This window comes from Bradyrhizobium sp. USDA 3311, assembly GCF_054062495.1.
This window is the reverse complement of the sequence record NZ_JBSSFI010000001.1, coordinates 1,842,253-1,868,352: the sequence shown is the minus strand read 5'-3', so window position 1 is coordinate 1,868,352 and position 26,100 is coordinate 1,842,253. Positions and strand designations below refer to the sequence as shown.

At 64.6% G+C, this 26,100-nt stretch carries 23 protein-coding genes; 9 read left to right on the top strand and 14 right to left on the bottom strand.

Going from position 1 to position 26,100, the window contains the following annotated elements; all coding sequences use genetic code 11:
- Positions 1–84: 84 nt before the first annotated feature.
- Positions 85–2,124, bottom strand: a complete 2,040-nt coding sequence (locus ACVWW6_RS08825; protein ID WP_456680539.1) for a methyl-accepting chemotaxis protein — start codon at positions 2,122–2,124, stop codon at positions 85–87.
- Between the two features lie 282 nt (positions 2,125–2,406).
- Between ACVWW6_RS08825 and ACVWW6_RS08820 the strand changes: the two genes are divergently transcribed.
- Both ACVWW6_RS08820 and ACVWW6_RS08815 read left to right on the top strand, forming a co-directional pair.
- A complete protein-coding gene (locus tag ACVWW6_RS08820; RefSeq protein ID WP_011083160.1) occupies positions 2,407–3,573 on the top strand; it encodes an FIST N-terminal domain-containing protein in 1,167 nt (388 codons plus the stop codon).
- A 5-nt stretch (positions 3,574–3,578) separates the two neighbouring features.
- A complete protein-coding gene (locus tag ACVWW6_RS08815; protein ID WP_456683138.1) occupies positions 3,579–4,928 on the top strand; it encodes a hybrid sensor histidine kinase/response regulator in 1,350 nt (449 codons plus the stop codon).
- Positions 4,929–5,110: 182 nt separating this feature from the next.
- Here ACVWW6_RS08815 and ACVWW6_RS08810 read toward each other — a convergent pair whose 3' ends face one another.
- The 6 genes from ACVWW6_RS08810 to ACVWW6_RS08785 all read right to left on the bottom strand — a co-directional run bounded on the left by ACVWW6_RS08810 (position 5,111) and on the right by ACVWW6_RS08785 (position 10,627).
- Positions 5,111–5,806: a response regulator gene (locus tag ACVWW6_RS08810; protein ID WP_049832585.1), complete on the bottom strand. Its 696-nt coding sequence runs from the start codon at positions 5,804–5,806 to the stop codon at positions 5,111–5,113.
- Positions 5,806–5,934, bottom strand: coding sequence for a hypothetical protein (locus ACVWW6_RS08805; RefSeq protein WP_271556299.1), 129 nt, complete (start codon positions 5,932–5,934; stop codon positions 5,806–5,808). The genes ACVWW6_RS08810 and ACVWW6_RS08805 overlap by 1 nt, the downstream gene beginning before the upstream one ends.
- The gene (locus ACVWW6_RS08800) at positions 5,931–6,614 is read right to left on the bottom strand and encodes a response regulator transcription factor (RefSeq protein ID WP_011083163.1); all 684 of its coding nucleotides are present in this window, start codon (positions 6,612–6,614) and stop codon (positions 5,931–5,933) included. The genes ACVWW6_RS08805 and ACVWW6_RS08800 overlap by 4 nt, the downstream gene beginning before the upstream one ends.
- A 138-nt stretch (positions 6,615–6,752) precedes the next feature.
- On the bottom strand, positions 6,753–7,925 hold the full coding sequence (locus tag ACVWW6_RS08795) for a c-type cytochrome (protein ID WP_038967450.1): 1,173 nt from the start codon (positions 7,923–7,925) through the stop codon (positions 6,753–6,755).
- A gap of 131 nt (positions 7,926–8,056) precedes the next feature.
- Positions 8,057–9,772, bottom strand: a complete 1,716-nt coding sequence (locus ACVWW6_RS08790; protein WP_404525128.1) for a PQQ-dependent methanol/ethanol family dehydrogenase — start codon at positions 9,770–9,772, stop codon at positions 8,057–8,059.
- Between the two features lie 405 nt (positions 9,773–10,177).
- A complete protein-coding gene (locus ACVWW6_RS08785) occupies positions 10,178–10,627 on the bottom strand; it encodes an SRPBCC family protein (protein WP_028175650.1) in 450 nt (149 codons plus the stop codon).
- A gap of 593 nt (positions 10,628–11,220) precedes the next feature.
- Between ACVWW6_RS08785 and ACVWW6_RS08780 the strand changes: the two genes are divergently transcribed.
- From ACVWW6_RS08780 to ACVWW6_RS08765, 4 genes are all read left to right on the top strand, one after another.
- The gene (locus tag ACVWW6_RS08780; RefSeq protein WP_028175651.1) at positions 11,221–11,706 is read left to right on the top strand and encodes a (2Fe-2S)-binding protein; all 486 of its coding nucleotides are present in this window, start codon (positions 11,221–11,223) and stop codon (positions 11,704–11,706) included.
- Positions 11,707–11,790: 84 nt separating this feature from the next.
- Positions 11,791–14,133 (top strand): xanthine dehydrogenase family protein molybdopterin-binding subunit, encoded by a 2,343-nt coding sequence (locus ACVWW6_RS08775; protein WP_011083168.1) that lies wholly within the window; start codon positions 11,791–11,793, stop codon positions 14,131–14,133.
- Between the two features lie 139 nt (positions 14,134–14,272).
- Positions 14,273–15,073, top strand: coding sequence for an FAD binding domain-containing protein (locus ACVWW6_RS08770; protein WP_011083169.1), 801 nt, complete (start codon positions 14,273–14,275; stop codon positions 15,071–15,073).
- Between the two features lie 207 nt (positions 15,074–15,280).
- The gene (locus tag ACVWW6_RS08765) at positions 15,281–16,393 is read left to right on the top strand and encodes a CaiB/BaiF CoA transferase family protein (RefSeq protein ID WP_456680538.1); all 1,113 of its coding nucleotides are present in this window, start codon (positions 15,281–15,283) and stop codon (positions 16,391–16,393) included.
- A gap of 244 nt (positions 16,394–16,637) precedes the next feature.
- Here the strand turns inward: ACVWW6_RS08765 and hppD are convergent, their stop codons facing one another.
- Positions 16,638–17,756: a 4-hydroxyphenylpyruvate dioxygenase gene (gene hppD, locus ACVWW6_RS08760; protein WP_456680537.1), complete on the bottom strand. Its 1,119-nt coding sequence runs from the start codon at positions 17,754–17,756 to the stop codon at positions 16,638–16,640.
- A gap of 121 nt (positions 17,757–17,877) precedes the next feature.
- Here hppD and ACVWW6_RS08755 point away from each other — a divergent pair, with 121 nt between their 5' ends.
- Both ACVWW6_RS08755 and ACVWW6_RS08750 read left to right on the top strand, forming a co-directional pair.
- Positions 17,878–18,357, top strand: coding sequence for an Lrp/AsnC family transcriptional regulator (locus ACVWW6_RS08755; protein WP_038967454.1), 480 nt, complete (start codon positions 17,878–17,880; stop codon positions 18,355–18,357).
- 71 nt (positions 18,358–18,428) lie between these two features.
- Complete coding sequence (locus ACVWW6_RS08750; protein ID WP_011083173.1) at positions 18,429–18,740, top strand: DUF1272 domain-containing protein; 312 nt, start codon at positions 18,429–18,431, stop codon at positions 18,738–18,740.
- A gap of 96 nt (positions 18,741–18,836) precedes the next feature.
- On the opposite strand, the gene fahA is transcribed toward ACVWW6_RS08750, so the two are convergent.
- The 5 genes from fahA to ACVWW6_RS08725 all read right to left on the bottom strand — a co-directional run bounded on the left by fahA (position 18,837) and on the right by ACVWW6_RS08725 (position 24,443).
- Positions 18,837–20,108 (bottom strand): fumarylacetoacetase, encoded by a 1,272-nt coding sequence (gene fahA / locus ACVWW6_RS08745; RefSeq protein ID WP_456680536.1) that lies wholly within the window; start codon positions 20,106–20,108, stop codon positions 18,837–18,839.
- A gap of 141 nt (positions 20,109–20,249) precedes the next feature.
- Positions 20,250–21,596 (bottom strand): homogentisate 1,2-dioxygenase, encoded by a 1,347-nt coding sequence (gene hmgA, locus ACVWW6_RS08740; protein ID WP_456680535.1) that lies wholly within the window; start codon positions 21,594–21,596, stop codon positions 20,250–20,252.
- Between the two features lie 2 nt (positions 21,597–21,598).
- Positions 21,599–22,555, bottom strand: a complete 957-nt coding sequence (locus tag ACVWW6_RS08735) for an MBL fold metallo-hydrolase (protein WP_456680534.1) — start codon at positions 22,553–22,555, stop codon at positions 21,599–21,601.
- A 23-nt stretch (positions 22,556–22,578) separates the two neighbouring features.
- Complete coding sequence (locus ACVWW6_RS08730; RefSeq protein WP_060909790.1) at positions 22,579–22,806, bottom strand: DUF2783 domain-containing protein; 228 nt, start codon at positions 22,804–22,806, stop codon at positions 22,579–22,581.
- An 8-nt stretch (positions 22,807–22,814) separates the two neighbouring features.
- Positions 22,815–24,443, bottom strand: a complete 1,629-nt coding sequence (locus ACVWW6_RS08725) for an FAD-dependent oxidoreductase (protein WP_456680533.1) — start codon at positions 24,441–24,443, stop codon at positions 22,815–22,817.
- 110 nt (positions 24,444–24,553) lie between these two features.
- Between ACVWW6_RS08725 and ACVWW6_RS08720 the strand changes: the two genes are divergently transcribed.
- Positions 24,554–25,096: a MarR family winged helix-turn-helix transcriptional regulator gene (locus ACVWW6_RS08720; protein WP_038967447.1), complete on the top strand. Its 543-nt coding sequence runs from the start codon at positions 24,554–24,556 to the stop codon at positions 25,094–25,096.
- A gap of 216 nt (positions 25,097–25,312) precedes the next feature.
- On the opposite strand, the gene ACVWW6_RS08715 is transcribed toward ACVWW6_RS08720, so the two are convergent.
- Positions 25,313–25,612, bottom strand: a complete 300-nt coding sequence (locus tag ACVWW6_RS08715) for a hypothetical protein (protein ID WP_404525116.1) — start codon at positions 25,610–25,612, stop codon at positions 25,313–25,315.
- Positions 25,613–26,100: the final 488 nt, after the last annotated feature.

Sequence of the window (26,100 nt, the reverse complement as noted above, 5' to 3'; positions counted from 1 at the left end):
CCGGTCTTTGCCCAGCTGGCTCTCGGGGTAATGGGTCCTGGCTTTCGCCAGGACGACGGTGGAGAGAGGGGAGAAGTCCGAGCCTCACGCCGCCCGGATATTCCCCATGAAGCGGTCGAGCTCGGCGCGAAGGCGGGTGCTTTCGCTGGAGAGGGTCTTGGCCGAATTCAACACCTCCTCCGAGGCCGAGCCGGTCTCGGCGGCGCCGCGGTTGACCTCGCCGATGTCGGTGGCTGCGGTCTGGGTGCCCTGGGCGACCGTCTGGACGCTGCGCGCGATCTCCTGCGTCGCGGCGCCCTGCTGCTCCACCGCGCTCGCGATCGACGTCGAGATCGACGAGATCTGGCCGATGGTGGCGCCGATCTCCTTGATCGCGGCGACCGACTCGGCGGTGGCGCCCTGCATGCCCGTGATGTGGGAGGAAATCTCGTCGGTGGCCTTCGCCGTCTGGCTGGCCAGCGACTTCACTTCGCTGGCGACCACCGCAAAGCCGCGGCCGGCTTCACCGGCGCGCGCCGCCTCGATGGTCGCATTGAGCGCCAGCAGGTTGGTCTGCTCGGCGATTGCCGTGATGAGCTTGACCACCTCGCCGATCTGCTGGGCAGCATGCGAGAGCTTGCCGATGCGGCCGTCGGTCTCCTTGGCCTGCACCACCGCAGCTTCCGCAATGCGGCTGGAATCGCGCACCTGGCGACCGATCTCCTCGACCGAGGCCGAGAGCTCTTCCGTCGCGGTGGCGACCGACTGCATGTTACTGGAGGCCTGCTCGGAGACGCCGGCGACCTGGCTCGACAGGCTCTGCGTGGTCTCGGCGGTACGGGTCAGCGTGGACGCCGCCGATTCGAGCTGCACGGCCGAGGCCGAGACGTTGGAGACGATGGCGCCGACGGCGCTCTCGAAATCGTCGGCAAAGCGAATCAGCTCGGAGCGGCGGGCGGTGGCCAGTTCCTTGTTCTGGGCTTCGCTGGCAGCGGCATCGCGCTCGGCCTTGGCGACGGCCTGAACCTTGAACTCCTCGACCGCGCCGGCCATCTCGCCGATCTCGTCCTTGCGGCCGAGGCCCGGCAGCACGACGTCGAAATTGCCCGAGGCGAGCTCGCGCATCGCCTTGCACATCGCGATCATCGGACGCGAGATGCCGGTGCCGAGCAGGAAGGCGAGGATCGCACCTAACAGCGTGCCGCCGACGGCCAGCATCAGCACCAGTTGCTCGGTCTGCCCGATGGTCGCTTCCGATTCCGTATCCAGCCGCTGCTGCTCGGCGACGAGGTCCGCCTTCATGGCGGTCGCGCCTTGCAGGATCGCACCAGCCGAGCCGCTCATCTCGGTCACGAGCTCATCGACCATCTTGGCGTTGGCGATCAGCTTCTCCAGCGCGTCGCGATAGGCCGCGAGCAGCACCTTCGCATCCTTCAAGCCGGCGACGATCTTGTCGTCCATGGAATAGACCGCGCCCAGCGAGTTCTCGACGAACTTCAGTCGCGCCAGCGCGCTTGTCGCCACCGCCTGATCGGAGTTGAGGATGAAATTGCTCGCGGCCGAACTCGCAGTCTGGAACTGGGCATTGACCTGCTTGGTGCCGAACTCGATCGCCTGCGCCTCTGCGTCGGAGGCGTTGTTGCCGATGTCGTCGAGCTTGTACTTCAGGAGGTTGGCGTTGCGCTGGAGCTGGTTCTGGACCAGCAGGGCGCTGTCGCGCTTGGCCTGCAGGATCTTTGCAAACGTCGCGGAGAAGTTGGAGAACTCCTTGGCGAGCTTGTTGAGACTCTCCTGCCGCGCCGGCCGCTTGGCGCCCTTGATCGCCTGGTCGATGGCGTTCTTCAGGCTGGCCTCGGCTTCCAGCGCCGCCTTGGCGTCATCTTCCTTGCCGGTGACGACGAAGTAGCGGGCGGACGAACGATAGGCGAGCAGCTCGCGGTCGATGTTGCGGGCGAGGTCGGCCTCCGAAACGCTGGTGCGGTAGGACCCGACCCCGGAGGAGACCCGCTCGAAGCCGAAATAGGCGAAAGCCATGCTGCCGGCGGAGATCACCAGCACTGCGGCAAAGCCCAGGATGATTTTGGCGCGGAACCTGAGGGTCGGAAATATGGTGCGCTTAGATGGCGACGCGATACGCCCGGACATTCCCACCCCCAACCTTATGTTCTTGCAACGATCACGCGGCCCGGAAGCAGCCCTTTCCGAACGCGTGCGGAAAATTAAGGCAGAAACGTCAAGGGGTGGTAAATCCGTCCGGCCTGCACCCCGGGTGGAGAGAGTTTCCGGCCCCTCGCGCGCGTCCAGCCTTGCCGGGCCGAGGGCGCCGTGTTGCGGCTAACCGGAAAACGCCTTATTCTTTGAACACTTGTCGGGCACTTATCAGGCACTTGGCGTTAGACCAGGCTGGTCCTCGAGGGGAGAAACGGAGTGGGGCAAACCGATTTTCGGTTTGGCGGTGCGTCTGGCGTTGCCGTTGCCAAATCGAAGGCTGCGAGCGTCGATGAAGCCGTGGCCGAGCTCGCCGCCCAGCTCCCATCCGACGAGCTGGCGCTGATCCTGGTCTTCCTCTCGCCCAGCTACGACCCTCATCACTTCATCGCCGAGATCACCCGGCAATTCGACGAGACTCAGGTCTGCGGTTGCACGACCGCGGGCGAGCTCGCCCCTGACGGCTGGGACGAGAACAGCGTCGTGGCGCTGGCGTTCAGCCGCGCCGACTTCTCGGCCGCGGTGCGGCCCATTCTCAACCTCGACAGCTTCCGCGTCGAGGACGGCCGCAGGATCGGCGGCGAGCTCCGGCACGAGCTGTTGCGGATCACCCCGCAAGTCGATCGCGGCAATCCCTTCGGCCTGGTGTTGATCGACGGCCTGTGCCGCCGCGAGGAGGCGGTGATGTCCGCGATCTATGCCTCGCTCGACGACATCCCGGTCGTCGGCGGGTCCGCAGGCGACGGGATGCGCTTCGAGAAGACCTGGGTGTTCTGCGACGGCAAGGCACACACCAACGCCGCCCTCCTGATCCTGTTGAACACCTCGCTGCCGTTCCGGGCTTTCAAGTGCGACAATTTCGAGCCGAGCCCGCAGAAGATGGTGGTCACCGAAGCCGACATCGAAAATCGAACGGTCAGGGAGCTGAACGCGGAGCCCGCGGCCGAGGAATATTCGCGCATGGTCGGGATCCTGGACGCCAAGCTCGATCCATTTTCCTTCGCGTCCCACCCCGTGCTGGTGCGCGTCGGCGGCGCCTATTACGCGCGGTCGATCCAGCGCGTCGAGCCGGACGGATCCTTACATTTCTTCTGCGCCATCGACGAGGGCATGGTGCTGACGGCGGCGACGTCGCGCAGCCTGGTCGGCTCGACCCGCGACACCTTCGCCGAGATCCGGGACCAGATCGGAGACGTCTCGCTCTATATCGGCTTCGAGTGCCTGCTGCGCCGGCTCGACGCCGAGCAGCATCAGCTCGCCCGCGACATGTCCGACCTGTACCGGCAGAACCGTGTCGTCGGCTTTCATACCTATGGCGAGCAGTTCGGCTCCATGCATGTGAACCAGACCTTCACCGGCGTTGCGATCGGAAGGCGCCCGTCGTGACGGACATGTTGCAGGGCCCTGATACGGTCGACCAGCTGCGGCGCGAGGCGGCGAAGCTGAAGAAGATCAATGCCGCGCTGATGTCGCGCGTCGAACGCTCGATGGACCAGCAGCTCAACGCCTTTTCATTGTTCGAAACCGCCATTGCGCTTGACCACAAGGTTCGCGACCGGACTCATCAGTTGCGCGAGGCGCTGCATTCGGTCGAGCGCGCCAATGAAGGGCTCTACCGCGCCAAGCAGCAGGCCGAAGCCGCAAGCTCGCTGAAATCATCGGTGCTGATCTCGGTGACCCACGACCTGTTGCAGCCGCTGAACGCGGCGCGCCTGACGCTGTCGGCGCTGACCGAGATGATGGAATCGCAGGAGGCGGGCCTGCTCATCGACCAGGCCGACCGCTCGCTGCTGATGCTGGAGGATTTGCTGCGGTCGCTGCTGGAGATCGCAAAGCTCGACGCCGGCGCGCTCAAGCCCGACGTGCGCGCGATTGCGCTGGCGCCCCTGTTCGAACAGCTCCGCAACGAATTCGAGCCGGTCGCGGCGCGGCAGGGTCTTTCCCTGCGCATCCGCACCTCGCCGCGCGCGGTCAGGTCGGATGCGATGATGCTGCGGCGGATCCTGCAGAACCTGCTTGCCAATGCCATCCGCTATACCCGCAACGGCGGCGTCGTCATGGGATGCCGGCTGAGAGGCGACCACATCTGCATCCAGGTCTCCGACACCGGGCCTGGAATTGCACAGGCGCAGCAGCAGGCAATCTTCCGCGAATTCCAGCGCGGCGAGGCGACCGCGACCGACCAGGCCGGCTTCGGGCTCGGCCTCTCCATCGTCCGCCGTTTCGCAACCGTGCTCGGGCACGAGGTGCGGCTGTCGTCGCAGGTCGGCCGGGGATCGACCTTCACCCTGGAGCTTGAGCCCGCCGACCTCGCCGAGGTCAGCGACGAGGTGCACGAGGTCAAGCTCGCCGAGCGGCGCTATAGCGGGCTCGAAGGCGCCAAGATCCTGCTGATCGAGAACGACCCGAACGGCTCGGAGGCGATGGCCGCGCTGCTGGAAGGATGGGGCTGCGACGTCGCGACCACGCGCTCGGCCGCGGATGCGCTGCTGCGCCTCAGCGAGCTCGGCGGCGCACCCGATGCCGTGATCGCCGACCTCCATCTCGATCACGGCGAGAGCGGCTTGTCGGCCATCGCCGACGTCCGCCAGCATCTGAAGCTCGACACGCCGGCCATGATCATCACCGCCGATTACTCCGAAAAGGCCGCGAAGGACGCGAGCCGCCACGGCCTCGAAGTGCTGAAGAAGCCGATCAAGCCCGCCGAGATGCGGGCGCTGCTGTCGTTCCTGCTGAGCTAGCCCGCGCGGATGGCCTTCGCCCCCGCCTGCGGGGCAAGCGCGCATGGCTCCCAACAAAAATGGCGAAAACAACCCCATGCACAGTAGCGGTAATATCTTACGTTTCTTCAAGGCAATGATTTACAACCGAAAACAGAAACAGAGCGCTCTCAATCTGGAGGGCAAACCAGGCGCGGATCGCCTCACTGCTGGTCCGGCCGTGGCCGCTCGCGCTCGGCCGCGGTGCCCCCGCCTGCCAGCGTCGCGAAATCGATCCTGGACATTTCGACGATGGCCTTGGTGCGGCTGATCACGTTGAGCTTGCGCAGGATGTCGGAGACGTGGACCTTCACCGTGGTCTCCGAGATCTTCAGCTCAAAGGCGATCTGCTTGTTTTGCAGCCCGCGCTTGAGCATTTCGAGCACGCGCAATTGCTGCGGCGTCAGCTCGTGCAGGCGCTTCAGGAGATCCTGCGCGGGGCCGGCCGCGCGCTGCGGGCGGACCTGCCCGCGATACGCGGCGGGAACACAGACCGCGCCGCGCAGCACCTCGCCGATCGATTGCGCCAGATCCTGCTTGGACGACGATTTGAGGATGTAGCCGGACACGCCGAGCGACAATGCGCCGGAGATGATCTGCCGATCCTGATATCCGGATACGATGACGACGGGAATTTTGGGGAACGCCTTGCGGATGCGGATGATGCCCGAAAGACCCGTGGTGCCCGGCATCGACAGATCGAGCAGGATCAGGTCGAGCTCGGTGGTCGCCGCGACCTGCTCCAGCGCGCCGTCGATCGAGGTCGCCTGAAGAATATCGGCCGCGGGCGCCACCATCCGGAGCGCGCCCTCGAGCGCCTCGCGAAACAGCGGATGGTCCTCGACGATCAGAAATCGCATCACGTATGAGCCATTCTGAAGACCTTGCCCAAGATGCCGCCGGGGCCGACGTTGAATTGCACATGCTGAGAATGGCTCAGCAGGGCCGCGCCGGCTTGATCCAGGTCAAGGACGACAGCGCGCGTCATTGCGGCCTGCCGCGATCGACCCGTGCATGAGGCCGGCTGCGCGGATCGGGCAGCTCCATCTTGCCGATCTCGATGATCGCCTTGTTGCGGCTGAACAGGCCGAGCTTGCGCAGGATCTCGGTGATATGCGCCTTCACCGTGGATTCGGCGAGCTGAAGCTCCTGGGCGATCTGCCGGTTCGGATAGCCGCGACGCAGGAGGTCGAGCACGCGAAGCTGCTGCGGCGTGAGCTCGCGCAGCTTGACCTCGAGCGCCTTGCTGGCATCGGCCCGCCGCCGCGGCGTCGCCACGAAATCCTTCGGCACCGACACCGATCCGCTCAGCACACCCTCGATCGATTGCGCCAGCTCACGCTTCGACGTCGACTTGGGCAGATAGCCGGCGGCGCCCAGCGCCAACGCCTCGCGGACGACGTGCTGATCCTCCTCGCTCGACACGATAGCGACGGGCAGGCGCGGATAGGCCTCGCGCAAGCGCAGGAAGCCGGAGAAGCCGGTCGCATCCGGCAGCGAGAGGTCGAGCAGCGCGAGGTCGATGCCCTCCCCGGCCGACAGGATATGCAGGGCATCCCCGATCGACATCGCTTCGAAGATCCGCGCCTCCGGCAAGGCCAGCCGCACCGCATTGCCGAGCGCCTCGCGAAACAGCGGATGATCGTCGATGATCAGGAAGCTGGTCATGGGGCCTTCCCAACACTGCACCGCACCCGCATCGACCGCAGCAGCGGAAGCGGCACATCCATGCGATAGCCGTCCGGCGCCGGGATGATGCCGGACGGACGCTACCACATCCTCCCGATCGCGTTCGGTCAAGATCGTTCAGTCGTTCGATTCGGACTGGACCGTCAGCAGGAAGGAAAAGATGTGGTCGAACTGCTCGTCGGTGAAGACCTCTTTCCAGGCCGGCATGCCCTTGGTCGGCCGTCCCTCATGCACGGTCGTCCAGAACTTCTCGCGCATCTCGTCGCCGTAGCGGTGACGCAGCAGCCGCAGGTCGATCTTCCGCTCGCTCTGGATCGCGTCGGGGCCGTGGCAGTGCGCACAGGTTCCGTTGAAGATCTCCTTGCCCGAGCCGACGGCCTCGGCGGCCGGCGCGGCCGCGTCCCCCTTGGTCTCGGTCGCCACCACATTGGCGGTCTGCGTCACGCCGGGTCCGGTCCCGGTCGTCGTTCCCGCCGGCATCGCCTGGGTCGCACCGAAGCGCGCCGGCTGGCCGGTCGGCAGGCCATATTTCACCGCGAGCGCGCCGATCGTGCCCTGAAGCTGCGGCAGGACGGCATCGACGCGATCACGCAGCTCGGTGGACGTCTTCGCAAAGCCGATCGCCGCATCCCATGACAGGCCTTCGCCCTCGGTGAGCTGGATCTGATAGCGATCGCCGTAACTGGTCTTGTTCAGCCAGCCGGCGACCGGCCCCCAGATGAAGGCGACGTCGGCCTTGCCCTGATCGAGCGCCTGCATACCTTGCTCGGGCGACAGCACCGTCACCTTCTGGATATCGTCGCGGCTCGCGAGCAGGTTCTGCGGCGTGCTGGCGAACTGCACGGCGACGCGCTTGCCCTTGAGGCCGTCGATGCCATCGAGCGCCTGCCCCTTGGCGGCCACGAGGGCATAGCCCTGCTTCGCGAACGCGTTGGAGAAGATCACGGCCGGTCCCATGAAATCCTCGGACCGCGGCAGCCCGATCATGGCGTCGCATTGCTTGCCGAGCAGGGTGACGCGCACGGTGCGCTTGCCGAAATAGGATTTGTACCAGTCATAGGCGATCGGCCGGCCGAGCGCCTGCGCCAGGGCCTGCCCGATCTCGACATAGAAGCCCGGTTGCGACGGACTATCGCTCGAGAATGGAAGATTGGTCGGATCGGCGCAGAGGCGGAGCGGCTGCGCCTCGTCTGCGCGCAGCGAGACCGGAACGATCAGCGCGGCACATGTGAGCAGGCCTGCGATGGCGCGATTTCGGCTCGCACCGATGCCAGAATGATTCGGACGCATCCTCGTCTCCCATAGCTTTGTTGAGCCGGAGCTCGTTGAGCCAAGCGCAGCGGCACCAGGCATCGGCCGATGCCGCAACCAAAGTCTGGAAAAAGCGCGCGCGTATCCCGCAGGGATACGCGCGCGAGTGGTCACTGGACGGAGAACACGAAGAGCGAACCGCCCTCGGGAGCTGCGGCCGTCATCTTCTTTCCTACCTCGCCCAGGAACGCAGGCAGCGCAGCCGTGCGGCCGACGACGATGGCGACATATTGCTTGCCGTCGACCTGGTAGGTCACCGGACCTGCGCCGATGCCGGAGCCGAGATTCCTGCTCCACAACACCTTGCCGGACTTCGCATCGATGGCGCGGAAATCGCCATGGATGTTGCCGGCAAACACGAGGCCACCGCCGGTGGTCAGCGTGCCGCCGTTGAACGGCAGGTCTTCCTTGATCGACCAGACCTTCTTCTGCGCGACCGGATCCCAGGCCACGAGCTCGCCGAGGAAACCGCCGGGGCCTTCCTTGGTCGGGAATTCGGCGCCGAGATAGAACACACCGCGCTTGTAGGCGACGTCGGAGACCGACCAGTCCATGCAGACATTGTTGGACGGGATGTAGACGAGGCCGGTCTGCGGGTTGAACGACATCGGCTGCCAGTTCTTGCCGCCGATCAGGTTCGGGCAGATGTCCTTGGCGGGATGGTTCGGCCCGGGACGCTTGTCGGGATCCTCGACCGCGCGCATCGTGGCGATGTCCCACTTCTTGGCCCAGTTGGAGAACACGTATTTCTCCGCCGAAAGCACCTTGCCGGTCTCGCGATTGGCGACGAAGAAGTAGCCGTTGCGATCCGCCTTCATCAGCGCCGGCACGGTGCTGCCGCCGATCTTCAGATCCGCGAGCACGGCTTCGTTGACGCCGTCATAGTCCCAGGCATCGGCCGGCGTGGTCTGGATGTGCCACTTGATCTTGCCGGTGTTGGGATCGAACGCCACCGTCGAGGCGGTGTAGAGGTTGGTCAGCTTGCCGAAATTGCCATCGCCGGTCGAGCGTACCGCCGTGTTCCAGGGGCCGGGATTGCTGGTACCCCAATAGACCGTGTCGGTCTTCGGATCGTAGGAGCCGACCAGCCAGGCCGCACCGCCGCCATGCTGGGCGGAGTCGCCCTTCCAGGTGTCGCCGCCGGGCTCATCCGGCGACGGAACGGTGTAGGTCTGCCAGAGCTGCTTGCCGGTGTTGATGTCGAAGGCCTGGAGCGAGCCGCGCACGCCGTACTCGCCGCCGCCGAAACCGGTGATGACCTTGTCGCGCACGACGAGCGGCGGCGAGGTGATGACCGAACCCTGCTTGTAATCGACCACCTTCGCCGTCCAGAGCGCCTTGCCGGTCGCGGCATCGAGCGCCGTCAGCTTGCCGTCGAGGCGGCCGACGAAGATCTTGCCGTCGGCATAGGAGACGCCGCGATTGTTCACGTCGCAGCAGGCGTATTGCAGCACGTCCTCGGGAATATCGGGTTCGTAGGTCCATTTGCGCACGCCGGTGGCGGCATCGAGCGCATAGACGTATTTCGGGCCCCAGGAGCTCGAAACGTAGAGCGTGTTGCCGACGACGATCGGCGAGGATTCGTTCGAACGGAGCGAGGCCAGCGAGAACGAATAGGCGAGCGTCAGCTTGCCGGCGTTCTCGGTGTTGATCTGCTTCAGCGGGCTGAAGCGCGTGTTGCCGTAGTCGTGGCCGGCAACGGCCCACTGGTTCGAGTCGGATTGCGCCTTGAGCAGGGAGTCGTTGGCGCGAACGCCCGACGTAGCGGTGGCCAGCATCGCAACCATCGAGATGCCAGCCAAGAAGCCCTTCGTTCCAAAGGTCATGTATTCCCTCCACGATGTTGTTGTGCACGCCATGTTAGGCGCCTGAGCGCGCCGCGCCCGTGATGCGCAGTTCGTCTGCGAGCCATCGTTCGAAATTACAGCATCGCCTTGTCGCGCTTAGTATAGGCGGAAGGTAGTAGTGCAAATCATTGGCGGCTTCTGCCGCTCATCTCGTTGTCCGGGCTTGCGTCTTGCCCTTATTTTACAGCTCGAAAAGCGCCATCGGATTTGGGCAGCATCGCGCCGTAATCCGCTTCGTCCGCCCAATCAGCGCAGTAGGTTGGGCAAAGCGAAGCGTGCCCACCTCTTCTCTCGCAATCGTGGATTGGTTAAGTGGTGGGCACGGCGCAAGAGCGCCTTTGCCACCCTACAAGTTCGCGTCAGGCGCCGAGGACGACGTGCTGATCACGATGATGGCGCTACCACAGCCGCGAAGCTTTCGAAGAAATTCGCGGCAAGCTTTCGCGACGTCGAGTCGATCAGCCGCGAGCCGAGCTGTGCGAGCTTGCCGCCGATCTGCGCGTCGGCCTCGTAGTGCAGGACGGTGACGCCAGGCGATTCTTCTTCCAGCCTGACCTTCGCGCCGCCCTTGGCAAAGCCGGCGACGCCGCCGGCGCCTTCGCCGACGATGCGGTAGCCGTTGGGCGCATCGATATCGGTCAGCGTCACCTTGCCGCTGAACGTCGCCTTCACCGGGCCGACCTTCAGCACCACGGTCGCAATCATCTCCGTCGGCGATGCCATCTCCAGCGATTGGCAGCCGGGAATGCAGCGCCTGAGAATATCGGGATCGTTGAGCGCGGCCCACACATTGGCTTTCGACGCTGGGATACGCTGACTGTCGTTCATCTGCATCGCTTCCACCCCTTTTGACCGTTGCTTGTATGGCACGACTAGGGCGGCGCCCGGCTGCGATCAATCGCCAGGAAGTACTAGGGGTGCTTTTTCTGGCGTCTCATTCACTCAATGCCACTCTGCGGCCCGATGGATTCCGGGCTCCCTCGCTCCGCTCGGGCCCCGGAGTGACGGAATGGACTGTCCGGCGAGGAACGTCAAGGTCAACATCAATGGAATCAATGACTTAACCTGCCGCCGTCTACTACCAAGATCGCGATTACAACGGCGTGGGCGCGTGCTCCTATTCGCAACAACGAACACGACATCAAAGGGAGAAACGACGCGCCAAGGGCGCCGACATCCAGGGCCAGCGCCTCGCGCCGGCGGCTGAACCCAGCCGCCATCGACGAAGCGGAGATCGTTTTCGAAAGCTCCCTGCAAGGTCGCGCCACGCACTGGCGGCGGCACGGAACATCGTGGCCGAATCGCGCACCTGCGACAACCGCCAGGATGACCTTTCCATGACGCGCAGTCCCCAAAATCCCAGTTGCAAAGTTCCGTTCGCGCTGTCTCTAATTGGAATAACTACAAACATTCGGGAGGACTTCACCGTGTCTACAGTCAAACTGACAGTGAACGGCAAGGCCGTTGCTGTCGACGTCGAGGATCGCACGCTGCTGGTCCATCTCCTGCGCGATCACCTCAACCTCACCGGCACCCATGTCGGCTGCGACACCAGCCAGTGCGGTGCCTGCGTCGTGCACATGGACGGCCGCGCGGTGAAATCCTGCACCATGCTGGCGGGACAGGCCGACGGCGCCAGCGTCACCACCATCGAGGGCATCGCCAAGGGCGACGAGCTGCATCCGATGCAGGCCGCCTTCCGCGACAATCACGGCCTGCAGTGCGGCTATTGCACGCCGGGCATGATCATGTCCGCGATCGACATCGTGCACCGCCATGGTGGCGAGCTCGACGAGGCCACCGTCCGCCAGGAGCTCGAAGGCAATATCTGCCGCTGCACCGGCTACCACAACATCGTCAAGGCCGTGCTGGATGCAGCCGGACGCATGAAGGTTGCGCAGGCGGCCGAGTAAGGCCGCCCGCCTCGAACAAAGACCACCACTTGCTGCTTTCGATGGAAAGCGCAGTCAAAATAATTCCGGTCGGGAGGACCAGACATGGGTGTTGAAGGCATCGGCGCGCGAGTCGTGCGCAAGGAAGACAAGCGTTTCATTACCGGCAAGGGCCGCTACGTCGACGACATCAAATTGGTGGGCATGACCCATGCCCATTTCATCAGAAGCCCGCACGCGCACGCCAAGGTCAAGAAGATCGACTCTTCCGCCGCGCTGAAGATGCCGGGCGTGGTCGCGGTGCTCACGGGGCAGCAGATCGTCGACGACAAGGTCGGCAACCTGATTTGCGGCTGGGCCATCACCTCCAAGGACGGCAGCCCGATGAAGATGGGCGCATGGCCGGCGATGGCGCCGGAGACGGTGCGCTTCGTCGGTCAGGCCGTCGCGGTCGTGATCGCCGACAGCAAGAACCTGGCGCGCGACGCGGCGGAAGCTGTCGTCGTCGATTACGAGGAACTTCCCGCGGTCGCCGACGTCCACGCCGCGATCAAGGCCGGCGCGCCGCAGCTTCATCCCGAGGCTCCCGGCAACCAGGTCTATGACTGGGTGATCGGCGACGAGGGCGCCACCGATGCGGCCTTCGCCAAGGCCGCCAATGTCGTGAAGCTCGACGTCACCAACAACCGCCTCGCGCCGAACGCGATGGAGCCGCGCGCGGCGATCGCCGATTACGACGCCGCGGAGGAGCATTTCACGCTCTACACGACGTCGCAGAACCCGCACGTCGCCCGCCTCGTGCTGTCGGCGTTCTACAACATCGCGCCCGAACACAAGCTGCGGGTGATCGCGCCCGACGTCGGCGGCGGCTTCGGCTCCAAGATCTTCATCTATCCGGAGGAGATGGTGGCGCTGTGGGCCTCGAAGAAGGTCGGCCGTCCCGTGAAATGGACCGGCGACCGCACCGAGGCCTTCCTCACCGACGCGCATGGCCGCGACCATGTGACCCATGCCGAGATGGCGTTCGACGCCAGCAACAAGATCACCGGCCTCAAGGTGAAGACCTACGCCAATTTCGGCGCCTACATGTCGCTGTTCTCCTCGTCGGTACCGACCTATCTCTACGCGACGCTGCTGTCGGGCCAGTACAACATCCCGGCGATCCATGCCGAGGTGATCGGGGTCTACACCAACACCACGCCGGTCGACGCCTATCGTGGCGCGGGCCGCCCCGAGGCGAGCTATTTGATCGAACGGCTGATGGAGACGGCGGCGCGGCAGTTGAAGGTCGATCCGGCCGCGCTGCGCCGGACCAACTTCATCACCCAGTTCCCGCACCAGACGCCCGTGATCATGGCCTATGACACCGGCGACTTTAACGCTTCGCTCGACGCCGCGATGAAGGCGATCGACTATGCCGGCTTCGCCGCGCGCAAGGCCAAGGCCAAGGCGGACGGCAAGCTGCGCGGCATCGGCGTGTCCTGCTACATCGAGGCCTGCGGCATCGCACCGTCGAAGGCCGTCGGCAGCCTGGGGGCGGGCGTCGGCCTTTGGGAATCCGCCGAGGTGCGCGTCAACCCGGTCGGCACCATCGAGATCCTCACGGGCTCGCACAGCCACGGCCAGGGTCACGAGACGACGTTCTGCCAGCTCGTGGCGGAGCGCCTGGGGGTTCCCATCAGCCAGGTCTCGATCGTTCATGGCGACACCGACAAGGTGCAGTTCGGCATGGGCACCTACGGCTCGCGCTCGGCGGCCGTCGGCCTCACCGCGATCCTGAAGGCCATGGAGAAGATGGAGTCCAAGGCCAAGAAGATCGCCGCGCATGCGCTGGAAGCGTCGGAAGCCGACATCGTCATCGAGAACGGCGAGTTCAAGGTGACGGGCACCGACAAGGCGATCGCCTTCCCGATGGTCGCGCTCGCAGCCTACACCGCGCACAATCTACCTGACGGGATGGAGCCGGGCCTGAAGGAGAGCGCCTTCTACGATCCGACCAACTTCACCTTCCCGGCCGGTACCTATATCTGCGAACTCGAGGTCGATCCCGGCACCGGCAAGACCTCCTTCGTCAACTTCGTCGCGGCCGACGATTTCGGCCGGCTGATCAACCCGATGATCGTCGAGGGCCAGGTCCACGGCGGCCTGGTTCAAGGCATCGGACAGGCGCTGCTCGAGCACGCGATCTACGACGCCAACGGCCAGCCGGTCACGGCCTCGTTCATGGACTATGCCATGCCGCGCGCCGACGATGTGCCCTCGTTCAACCTCTCCCACACCACGACGCTGTGCCCGGGCAATCCGCTCGGCATCAAGGGTTGCGGTGAGGCCGGCGCGATCGGGGCGTCAGCGGCCGTGATCAACGCGATCACGGATGCGATCGGCAAGAACAATCTGGAAATGCCCGCAACCCCTGATCGGGTGTGGCGCACGATCCACGCGGCTTAACCGCCTCATCATCGTCATTCCGGGGCGACGCGAAGCGTCGAACCCGGAATCTGGAGCCACGAATTAAACCTCGAGATTCCGGGTCTGCGCCTGCGGCGCATCCCGGAATGACAGAGAAAAGATTTCAGGAGCAACCAAGATGTACCAGACCACCTATCATCGCGCCTCCTCGGTCGACGAAGCCGCCAGCCTGTTCGGCAAGAGCAGCGAGGCGAAATTCCTGTCCGGCGGCCAGACGCTGCTGCCGGTGATGAAGCAGCGCCTCGCCAGCCCGTCCGACGTGATCGACCTCGGCAAGATCAAGGACATGATCGGCATCGAGGCCGCCGGCGACACGCTGACCATCAAGGCCGCCACGCCGCATTACGACGTGGCGACCAGCGATGCCGCGAAGAAGGCGATCCCCGCGCTCGCCTATCTCGCGTCGCTGATCGGCGACCCCGCCGTGCGCTACCGCGGCACGATCGGCGGCTCGCTCGCCAACAACGACCCTGCCGCGGATTATCCGGCCGCGACGCTGGCGCTCGGTGCCACCGTGAAGACCAACAAGCGTTCGATCTCGGCGGAGGATTTCTTCAAGGGCCTGTTCACGACGGCGCTCGAGGACGGCGAGATCATCACCGCCGTGTCGTTCCCGGTTCCGGGAAAAGCGGGCTACGCGAAATTCCCGCATCCGGCCTCGCGCTTTGCGCTGACCGGCGTGTTCGTCGCGCAGACGAAGTCGGGCGATGTCCGCGTTGCCGCCACGGGCGCCTCGCAGAGCGGCGTGGTGCGCATTCCCGCCATCGAAGCCGCGCTCAAGGCCAACTGGTCGCCGTCGGCGATCGACAGCGTGACTATTTCGGCGAGCGGACTTCTGTCCGACATCCACGGCACGTCGGAGTATCGTGCGAACCTCATCAAGGTGATGGCGCAGCGTGCGGTGGCCGCCGCAGGCTGACGATCCCGCTCTAGCGACTGAACACAAATTTTCCGCGGCGCGCAGAAATGCGCGCCGCTTTTATTATGCGCCCATGCATGAAAACCGCTTGCCTCGCTGGCGGGAAGGCGAGAAAAGTTAATCAGCCGATTAACTCGCCCCCAAGAGCAACGTCGGAGGCGTTTGCCGGATCACCGGCACTTGCCTGCGACCCGAGGAAACAACAACGTGCTCGACAAATCAGCCCCCACCTCGTCCGTCCGCGCCTCCGGCCCGCTCTCGGGCTTCCGCATCGTCGAATTCGCCGGCATCGGGCCCGGCCCGTTCGCCTGCATGATGCTGGCCGACATGGGTGCCGACGTCGTCACGCTCGACCGGGTCGGCGCCAAGAAGAGCATGAAGTCGGTGGCGGGCCGCGGCCGCAAGGTGATCGAGCTTGACCTCAAGGACAAGGCGGCGATCGCACAGGTGCTCGACCTGCTTGCGAGCGCCGATGCGCTGGTCGAAGGTTTTCGTCCCGGCGTGATGGAGCGGCTCGGACTGGGCCCCGACGTGGTGCTCGCGCGCAACCCAAAGCTCGTCTACGGCCGCATGACCGGCTGGGGCCAGGAAGGCCCGCTCGCGAATGCCGCCGGCCACGACATCAACTACATCTCCATCACCGGCGCGCTCGCCGCGATCGGCACGAAGGAGGCGCCGGTGCCGCCGCTCAACCTGGTCGGCGATTTCGGCGGCGGTGCACTCTATCTCGTCGTCGGCGTGCTCGCGGCCTTGCTCGAAGCCTCGAGGTCGGGCAAGGGCCAGGTGGTCGATGCCGCGATGTGCGACGGCGCCGCATCGCTGATGTCGTTCTTCTTCGACATGACCACGATCGGCCGCTGGACCGAAGGGCGCAACCAGAACTTCCTCGACGGCGGCGCGCATTTCTACGGCGTCTACGAATGCGCCTGCGGCCATTTCGTCTCGATCGGCTCGATCGAGCCGCAGTTCTACGCGCTGCTGCGCCAGCACGCGGGCCTGACCGACGCCGATTTCGACGCGCAGATGGACCGCAAGGCCTGGCCGGCGCTGAAGGAAAAGCTGAAAGCCGTGTTCAAGAGCAAGACGCGCGAGGACTGGTGCAAGATCATGGAAGGCACCGACATCTGCTTCGCGCCGGTGCTGACCATGTCGGAGGCCACGCAACATCCGCACATGGTCACCCGACAGGTGTTCGTCGAGCGCCACGGCGTGAAACAACCTGCGCCCGCACCAAGGTTCTCACGGACGCCATCAGCGGTGCGTGAGCCGGAGGGCGCGGAGATCGCGGCGGTGACGAAGGCGTGGCAGGCGGCGAAATAATCTCCGCCGTCGCAACACGCTCCGCTGTCGTCCCGGACAAGCGCAGCTCTCGACAACGCGTAGCTTTGCCTAGAGCGGAGCGCTGATCCGGGATCCATAACCACAGGCCGTTGTGGTTACGGGACTCGGAGTTACCGCTTTCGCGCCGCAACTCCTCCCTGTGGCTATGGGTCCCGGATCTGCGCTTGCGCTTGTCCGGGACGACACCTGTTATGAGGCGGCAAATGCAGGCAACAGCGAGAGCCTACGCCGCGTCATCCACCTTCAGCACCCCGCGCCGGATCTGGTCCTCCTCGATCGATTCGAACAGGGCCTTGAAGTTGCCCTCGCCGAAGCCGTCATCGCCCTTGCGCTGGATGAACTCGAAGAAGATCGGGCCGATCGCGTTGGCCGAGAAGATCTGGAGCAGCACCTTGGTCTGGCCGCCGTCCACCACGCCTTCGCCGTCGATCAGGATGCCGTTCTTCTGAAGCCGTGCGATGTCCTCGCCATGCTTCGGCAGGCGCGCGTCGATCCGCGCGAAATAGGTCTCGGGCGGCGAGGGCATGAAGGGCAGGCCGGCTTCACGCAGGCCTTCGATGGTCTGGTGGATGTCGCGGCAGCCGCAGGCGATGTGCTGGATGCCTTCGCCGCGATAGATCTTCAGATATTCCTCGATCTGGCCGGAATCGCCGGCGTCCTCGTTGATCGGAATCCGGATCTTGCCGTCGGGGCTGGTCAGCGCACGCGAGAACAGGCCGGAGGCACGGCCCTCGATGTCGAAGAAGCGGATCTGGCGGAAGTTGAACAGCCTTTCGTAGAAGCCGGTCCAGACATCCATGCGGCCGCGATGGACGTTGTGGGTGAGGTGGTCGAGATAGAACAGGCCGGCACCGACCGGCTTGGCATCGCGCGCGCCCAGCCACTCGTACTCGGAATCATAGGCCGAGCCCTTGGCGCCGTAGCGATCGACGAAATAGAGCAGGCTGCCGCCGATGCCCTTGATCGCGGGCACGTCGAGCGCCTTCTGCGCGGATGACACGTTGGCGGGCTCTGCGCCGAGCGCAATCGCGCGGTCGTAGGCCGCCTTCGCATCGACGACGCGAAACGCCATCGACGGCGCACAGGGACCGTGCGCGGCGACGAAATCGTAGCCGTGGGTGCCGGGCTCCTCGTTGACGAGATAGTTGATGTCGCCCTGGCGATAGACCGTGATCGCCTTGGTCCTGTGGCGCGCGACGGGCACATAGCCCATCAGCTTGAACAGCGCGTGCAGCTGTTCCGGATTGGGATGCGCATATTCGACGAACTCGAAGCCGTCGGTGCCCATCGGATTGTCGGCGCTGATCGTGGCCGGCGGTGCATCGTGCGGAAACGGACCCATGCTGCTCTCCCAAATGGCTGCTGGCAGGAACTATCCTTCATGGGACGCGCAAGGGGCGTGCAAACGGGACGACATTTGGCTATCATATGCACGATCCGTGCATCAAATGGACAAAGCCCGCATGATTTCGGTGGACGCCTTCGACCTCAGGATTCTCGGCGCGCTCCAGGACGACGGCCGCCTCACCAACCAGGAGCTTGCGGAGCTCGCAGGTCTCTCGGCCTCGCAATGCTCGCGGCGGCGGATGCGGCTCGAGGAGGAGAAGGTGATCGCGGGCTATCACGCCGATCTCTCCAGCGAGGCGCTCGGCTTCGGCGTGATCGCCTTCATCCAGGTGGGGCTCGCGACCCACTCGCCGGACAATTCCAAGCGCTTCCGCGCGCTGGTGAACCGCATCGACGAGATCCAGGAGGCCTACTCGCTGACGGGCGATGCCGATTACGTGCTGAAAGCCGTGCTGCGCGACCTGAAGGGCCTCTCCAACCTCGTCAACGACGTGTTGATGCCGCACCAGAGCGTGGCGCATGTGCGCTCCTCGATCGTGCTGGACCGGCTGAAGGAAAGCTCGAAGCTGCCGCTGAAGGAGCTGAAGGCTGGCTGAAATCGAGGGAACTACGGCATTCGCGCGTCACGCGCCGTCTGCGATGATCCGGCCGATCCGGAGATTCGACCATGGCCCTCCAGCTTCGACCGAACTGCGAATATTGCGACCGCGACCTGCCGCCTGACGCAACGGATGCGCGGATCTGCTCCTATGAATGCACGTTCTGTGCGGACTGCGTCGAGACCAAGCTCTCCAACGTCTGCCCGAACTGCGGCGGCGGCTTCGCCCCGCGCCCGATCCGCCCCACGCAGGAATGGCGGCCGGGCGTGTGCACGACCAGGCAGGCGCCGTCGGACAAGCGGGTGCATCTGAAATACAGCGTGGAGGACGTCGCGGCACATTGCGCGCGGATACGCGACGTGCCGCCGGAGAGGCGTTGAATTTCTAACTCGTCGTTCCGGGGCGCGCGAAGCGCGAACCCGGAACCTCGAGATTCCGGGTTCGATGCTTCGCATCGCCCCGGAATGACGACCATCTCACTCCGCCGGCAAAATCGTCCCCTCGACCTGGCCGAACCCGACGCGATAGCCGGCGCCCTGGCACCAACCCCGCATGACGAGGCTGTCGCCGTCCTCCAGGAACGAGCGCTTGATGCCGCCGGGGAGTTCGACCGGCTCGGTGCCGTTCCAGCTGATCTCGAGCAGGCTGCCGCGCTGGTTCTTCTCCGGGCCGGAGATGGTGCCGCTCCCTAAGAGATCGCCGACATTCATGGCGCAGCCAGAGGAGGCGTGGTGCATCAGCTGCTGCACCGAGGACCAGTACATGTATTTGAAATTGGTGCGGCTGATGCTGGTGGGCGCGTTGGCGCCGCCGGGCCGCAGCGAGACGTCGAGCTCGATGCTGTAGTTCTGCGGCCTGGCCTGCTTGAGATAATCGAGCGGCACCGGCTCCTGCTCCGGCCCCTTCAGCCGGAACGGCTCCAGCGCCTCGCGCGTCACCACCCACGGGCTGATCGAGGTCGCAAACGCCTTTGCCAGGAACGGACCGAGCGGCACGTACTCCCATTGCTGGATGTCGCGCGCGCTCCAGTCGTTGAGCAGCACGAAGCCGAAGATCATCTCTTCGGCCTGTTGCTCGGTGAGCATGCCGCCCATGGCTGAGGGCTGGCCGACCACCACGCCCATCTCCAACTCGAAATCGAGCCGCTTGCAGGGACCAAAGCTCGGCACGTCGACATTCGGCGGCTTCAACTGCCCGCGCGGGCGCTTCACGTTGGTACCTGACACCACGACCGTGGACGCGCGGCCGTTATAGGCGATCGGCATATGCAGCCAGTTCGGCTGCAACGCATTGTCCTTGCCGCGGAACATCACGCCGACATTGGTGGCGTGCTCCCTGGACGAATAGAAATCGGTGTAGCCGGAGACCGCGAACGGCATGTGCAGCTTGGCGTCGCGCATCGGCACCAGGGCCTGCTTGCGCAGCTCCTCATTGTCGCGCAGCTCCGGATGATCCGCGCGCAGGAGCTCGCTGATCCGCGCCCGCGTCCTTGCCCAGACCTTCGGCCCCAGCGCCATGAACGGATTGAGCGAGGCGCCCGAGAACACGCCGAGCGCGCCGACATCGAGACGCGAGTCCTGCTCGAGCTCCCAGAGATCGAGCACGTAATTGCCGATCGCAACGCCAACCCGCGGCGTCGGGCTGGCCGCGGTCGAGAACACGCCATAGGGCAGGTTCTGGATCGGGAAGTCGGAGGCCGGATCGACGTCGATGAAGGAGCGGAGGCTGGGATCGTTGGGGTGGGGCATTGGTTTCCTGCCGGATGTTCTGAGACGGTTTCTCCTCCGTCATTCCGGGGCGCGCGGAGCGCGAGCCCGGAATCCATAACCACGATCGTGAGTATGGATCCCGGGCCTGCGCCTCTGGCGCATCCCGGAATGACGAAGTCACTACGGCCTGTTCGGATCGAACCGCTTCTCCAGACCCTTCCAGCAATCCGCGTAATCGTCCTGAAGCGTGGACGCGTTCGCGGCATGCGCGGTGACGCGCTGCGGGTAGCGGGTCTCGAACATGAAGGCCATGGTGCCGGTCAGCTTCACCGGCTTCAATTCGCCGTTGCTGGCGTGCTCGAAGGCGTCACGATCCGGGCCGTGCGGCAGCATGCAATTGTGCAGGCTCATGCCGCCGGGGACGAAGCCCTGCGGCTTGGCGTCGTAGACGCCGTAGATCAGACCCATGAACTCGCTCATGATGTTCATGTGGTACCAGGGCGGCCGGAAGGTGTTGTCGGCGACCATCCAGCGCTCCGGGAAGATCACGAAATCGATGTTCGCGGTGCCCGCGGTCTCCGACGGCGAGGTCAGCACCGTGAAGATCGACGGATCGGGATGGTCGAAGCCGATCGCGCCGACCGGCGAGAAGGTGCGCAGATCGTATTTATAGGGCGCGTAATTGCCGTGCCAGGCGACGACATCGATCGGCGAATGCGGCAAGGTCGTCTTGAACAGCGCACCGCCCCATTTCACGTAGAGCTCGGTCGGCGTGTCCTTGTCCTCGTAGTTCGCGACCGGCGTCAGGAAGTCGCGCGCATTGGCGAGGCAGTTGGCACCGATCGGCCCGCGCTCCGGCAGCGTGAAGGCGCCGCCGTAGTTCTCGCAGAGATAACCGCGCGCCGGCCCGTTCGGAATCTCGACGCGGAATTTTACGCCGCGCGGGATCACCACGATCTCGCCGGGCTCGGCGTCGATGCGGCCGAACTCGGTGACGAGGCGCAGGTTCCCCTGCTGGAGCACGAACATCAGCTCGCCGTCGGCATTGTAGAAATGCTGGTCCACCATCGACTTGGTGATGAGATAGACATGCGCGGCCATGCCGGCCTGCGTATTGACGTCGCCGGCCGTCGTCATGGTCTGCACGCCCTGAACGAAGGTGACATCCTCCTGCGGCACCGGCGTCGGGTCCCAGCGCATCTGAGCGATGGGCAGATCGTATTCATGGCACGGCGCCGAGCGCCACAGGCCGGCATCGGCCTTCTCGAAGCGGCCCGAATGCTTCACCGAGGGGCGGATGCGGTAGAGCCAGGAGCGCTCATTGCTGCCGCGCGGCGCGGTGAAGGGCGAGCCCGACAGCTGCTCGGCATAGAGCCCGTAGGCGCAGCGCTGCGGCGAGTTGCGCCCGATCGGCAGCGCGCCCGGCAGCGCCTCCGTCTCAAAGCTGTTGCCGAAGCCGGACATGTAGCCCGGCGTGACCTGGGCCGAGCTGCGGATGATCTGGTCAGGCGAGGTATTGATGTTCATGACTATCCTCCTCCTTGCAAGGCGGTCCACATCTCCTGGTCGCGCTTGTCGGTCCAGATCACGGGGTCGTCGATCCCCGACGCTTCGTCATAGGCGCGCGACACGTTGAACGGCAGGCAGTGCTCGTAGATGGCGAAGCTCGAAAACTTCGGATCCATCACCTCGCGCGTCGCCGCCATCGATTCCTTCAGCGTGCGTCCTCTGGCGACCGAGATTTCGGCGGCGCCATAGAGCGAGGTGACGAAGTCCCGCGTCATCGCGATGGCCTCGCGCACGGTGGCTGTGCCCTTCAGCGCATCGCCGCGCCCCGGCGCGATCGCCTTGGGATTGAAGTTGCGGATCTCGTTCAGCGTCAGCGGCCATTCGCGCAAATGCGCATCGCCGCAATAGCAGGCCGAGTGGTACTCGATGAGATCGCCGGAGAACATCACTTCGGCATCCGGCACCCAGGCGACGATGTCGCCCGAGGTGTGGCCCGCGCCGAGCTGCATCAGCCGCACTTCACGCTTGCCGAGATAGATCGACATCTCGCCTTCGAAGGTCAGCGTCGGCCAGGTCAGGCCGGGAATGCTTTGCGCATCCTGGAACAGGCGCGGGAAGCGGCCGTATTCGGAATCCCAATCCTGCTTGCCGCGCTCCTCGATGAGACGATAGGTCTCCTGCGAGGCGACGATACCTTGCGCCTTGTAGGCGGAGGCCCCCAGCACGCGCACGGCGTGATAGTGCGACAGCACGACATATTTGATCGGCTTGTCGGTGACGGTGCGGACGCGCTCGATCACCTTGTTCGCCATCGCGGGCGTTGCCTGCGCGTCGAACACGAGGCAGCCGTCGTCGCCGACGATCACGGCCGTGTTCGGATCGCCCTCCGCGGTAAAAGCATAGAGATCGGCGCCGATCTCGGAGAAGGTGATCTTCTTCTCGGCGAGATCGCCGGTGGACGCGAAGTTCTTCGCCATCAATTCATCCTTAGGTCACAGGGTTATTGTTGTTGCTGTTGTTGCTGCTGCTGGCCGTCGATCATGCGGCGCTTGGCGAGCCCGATCGCTTCCCGCAGCACATCGATGTCGCCGATATGGTTGGCGAGGATCAGCACCAATGCCGCGTCGAAATCGGCGCTCTGCTCCTCCGTGAGGCCGCGATGCGCCTCGACGATGGCGCGAAAGGCGTCGTCCGGGCGTGCGAAGTTGGAACTGGTGGACAGCGGCATACCAAACCTCAATTCAAGCCTTCGGCGCGCGACAGCGCCGCAGCAATGGTCTCGCGCGTCGGATGACGGAACCGCGCAGCAACGTAACCATCGGGCCTGAGCAGATAGGCAGCACCCGCGTCGGCGTCGTAGCGCCTTGCGACGAGGCCCGAGGGATCAGCAAGGCCGCCCTCGCCGCCGATGCGGATATCCTTCACGCCTTCGGGCACGCCGAGCTCCGTGCCATTGCTGAACGACAGCAAGGTGAAGTCTGTTCCGCCCTTGCGGAATGCATCCGTCAGATAGGCCTGCTCACCCGCGCTTGTGGCAACCGGCGCATCCAACATGGAACAGCCGGGCCGCGGGCCAGCGCCCCACATATCCGCATCGGGCGACGACAGCGACGTATCATAGCTGCACGGCACCGAGAGCCGGCCGCCATTGACCATGCGCTTGCCGAATTCGGTCTCCTTAGCGAGCGACAGCACCGCCTTGCGCAGCCGCGCCTCCTGGTGCGAGTTCGGCGCCATGAAATCGGTCGAGCGGGTGGATTCGCGGATGTTCTCGTCGGCCGCCATGCTGCGCTCGACGTGGTAGCTCTCCAGCAGGCTCGCGGGCGAGGTGCCGCGCAGGACGCGGTCGAGCTTCCAGGACAGGTTTTCCGCGTCCTCGAGCCCTGAATTGGCGCCGCGCGCACCGAAGGGCGAGACCTGATGCGCGGAGTCGCCGGCAAAGATCACGCGACCATGGATGAAGCGGTCCATGCGCCGGCACTGGAATTTGTAGAGCGAGATCCACTCGAACTCGAACTTGTCGTGGCCCAGCATGCGCGCAATCCGCGGCCGCACGTTTTCCGGCTTCTTCTCGACGACGGGATCGGCGTAGCGATTGAGCTGGAGGTCGATGCGCCAGACATCGTCGGGCTGCCGGTGCAGCAGCGCCGAGCGTCCCGCATGGAACGGCGGATCGAACCAGAACCAGCGCTCGGTCGGGAATTCCGCCGTCATCTTGACGTCGGCGATCAGGAACTGGTCCTCGAACACCTGGCCGGCGAACTCGGCGCCAACCATCTGCCGCAGCGACGACCGCGCGCCGTCGCAGGCGACGACATATTGCGCGTGCAGGCGGTAGGCGCCCTCCGGCGTCTCGATCGTCAGCGCGACGGAATCGTTGCGCTGCTCGAGCGCGGTCACCTTGTTGCGCCAGCGCAGGTCGACCTCAGGCAGATCGCTGATGCGATCGACCAGATAGGCCTCGGCGTAATATTGCTGGAGATTGATGAAGGCCGGCCGCTTGTGACCGTCTTCCGGCAGCAGGTTGAACTGGTAGAGCTGGGACTCGCCATGGAAGATGCGACCGACGCTCCACACCACGCCCTTCCCGACCATGCGGTCGCCGACGCCAAGCCGGTCCCAGTACTCCAGCGAGCGCTTCGAGAAGCAGATCGCGCGCGAGCCTTCGCCGATGCGGTCGGCATCATCCAGAAGGACGACGCTCTGGCCGCGCTGCGCGAGGTCGATCGCCAGCGACAGTCCGACCGGGCCCGCGCCGACAACCACAACCGGATGCTCGGCCGGGCTTTGCCCGGGACGGTCCTGATCGGGGTGGCGGCGATAGCCGAATTGGGTCTTGGTCTGATGCACATTGACCTGCGCCATGCGCTAACCTCGGCTCTGGTCAGGAGAGGGCTGATCTGCTAGATAGTCTCACGTGCAACTATTTTGGACCGGAGCCGGCCGGCCGTCAACTGGAATTCGGAGCGCAAGCCTTGGCGAGGACATCCAGCGATGCGGCGCTGCAGAGACAAGAGGCGGGCGAGGCGTCGCCGCGGCAAAAAACGCGGCTCGATCTGTTCAAGTTCGTGCCGTTCCGCCTCAACCGGCTTGCCGCGGAGGTGAGTTCCGCGCTCGCGGTCGAATATCAGGAGCGTCACGGCCTCGACATTCCGGCCTGGCGCGTGATCGCGACGCTCGGTTTCCGCAACGATGCCTGTAGCGCGCAGTACATCTCGCAATGCACCCGCACGCACAAATCGACCATCAGCCGCGCCGTCACCATGCTGTTGCATGAGGGACTAATCGAGCGCGTCGAGAACGAAGCCGACCGCCGCGAATTCCGCCTGCAACTGACGAAGAAGGGCCGCGCGCTCTACGAAGAGCTGTTCCCGCAATTGCTGCGGCGTGAGGACGAGATCCTCGCCTGCCTCTCGGCGCAGGAGCGCAAGCAGCTCTCGGCTCTGCTCGGCAAGATCGAGCAGAGTCTCGACCTGATCCAGACCAGCGAAGAGGCGGATGCCAAGCAGGCGTATTAGGGTGCGGAATAGACGCTCCAGCATGTAGTTGCTGAGCCGTCTTTGTCGCGACTTTCCGCTCGGCCGACGGCGGCCCGATGCCGAAGCGACGACGCGGTCAAGACAACTGCGCTTGGCGGCGTCGGCACATTGCGGCCGGTCAGGACCGCCGCGCGGCCGATGCGGCTCACAGAACCTCAATACTCTAACGCTACGCCCGCAACTCTCAGCGGAGCCTCAGAGATCGATGCCGACCGCGATGTTACGGCCCTTCAATTCGGCAAAGGTTAGTGTGTGCGCGTACAGCTTTGTGAATGCTTCATCCTTTGCCAATGCCTCCTGCACCTTTCCGTACACTTCCCAACTGGAATAGCGCGTAGCGATAAGAAACTCCCCAGCCCACGTACCAGTGTGAAATCGGGAAAGTCGAAGAAATTCAGCGCCGTGCTTTTCGAAGATTGCCTTCGCCTGCTTGGCGGTCTTGATCATTTCCTCAGGTTTGTCGCTCTTGAAGCGTGTGAATTGTACAATAGCCATGACCTAGTCCCTCCATTGACCCTCCCATGGGTAAGTCTAGGAGTGGCCGCGGAGGTTCACAGGAAGCCCCTATGATGCGAGGTCCGGGTGTTGGGCAAAAACGCCGGTCGAGAGCCGTGCGGCCAAAGACCGGTCTAGGGTGCAGCGAACCCATGCGGCTTCCCGAACCTCTTCGCGTCGGGCCACAAGGAGCTGTCTCCGCATTTCAGAGAGACGCGCACGACAAAATTCGCGGTACAGAAAATCGAATATCGAGGGCATGGTCAAACCCCCTTGTTTGATCTTCGCTATGCACGTCCCACTTGCACTAGCTCTTGGTGTGCAACAGGCGAACTAGAACACACGAGGCTACCAAACTTTGTCGGATACTTCGCGACGTTCGGCCTCACCCCAATTTGTGAACCTCCCTTAGCCGAAAGATACCTACTCACAAGCGGTTACAGTTCGCCCGGAGGCACCATGGGGCGGCACTGCACAGCGTTGATCAA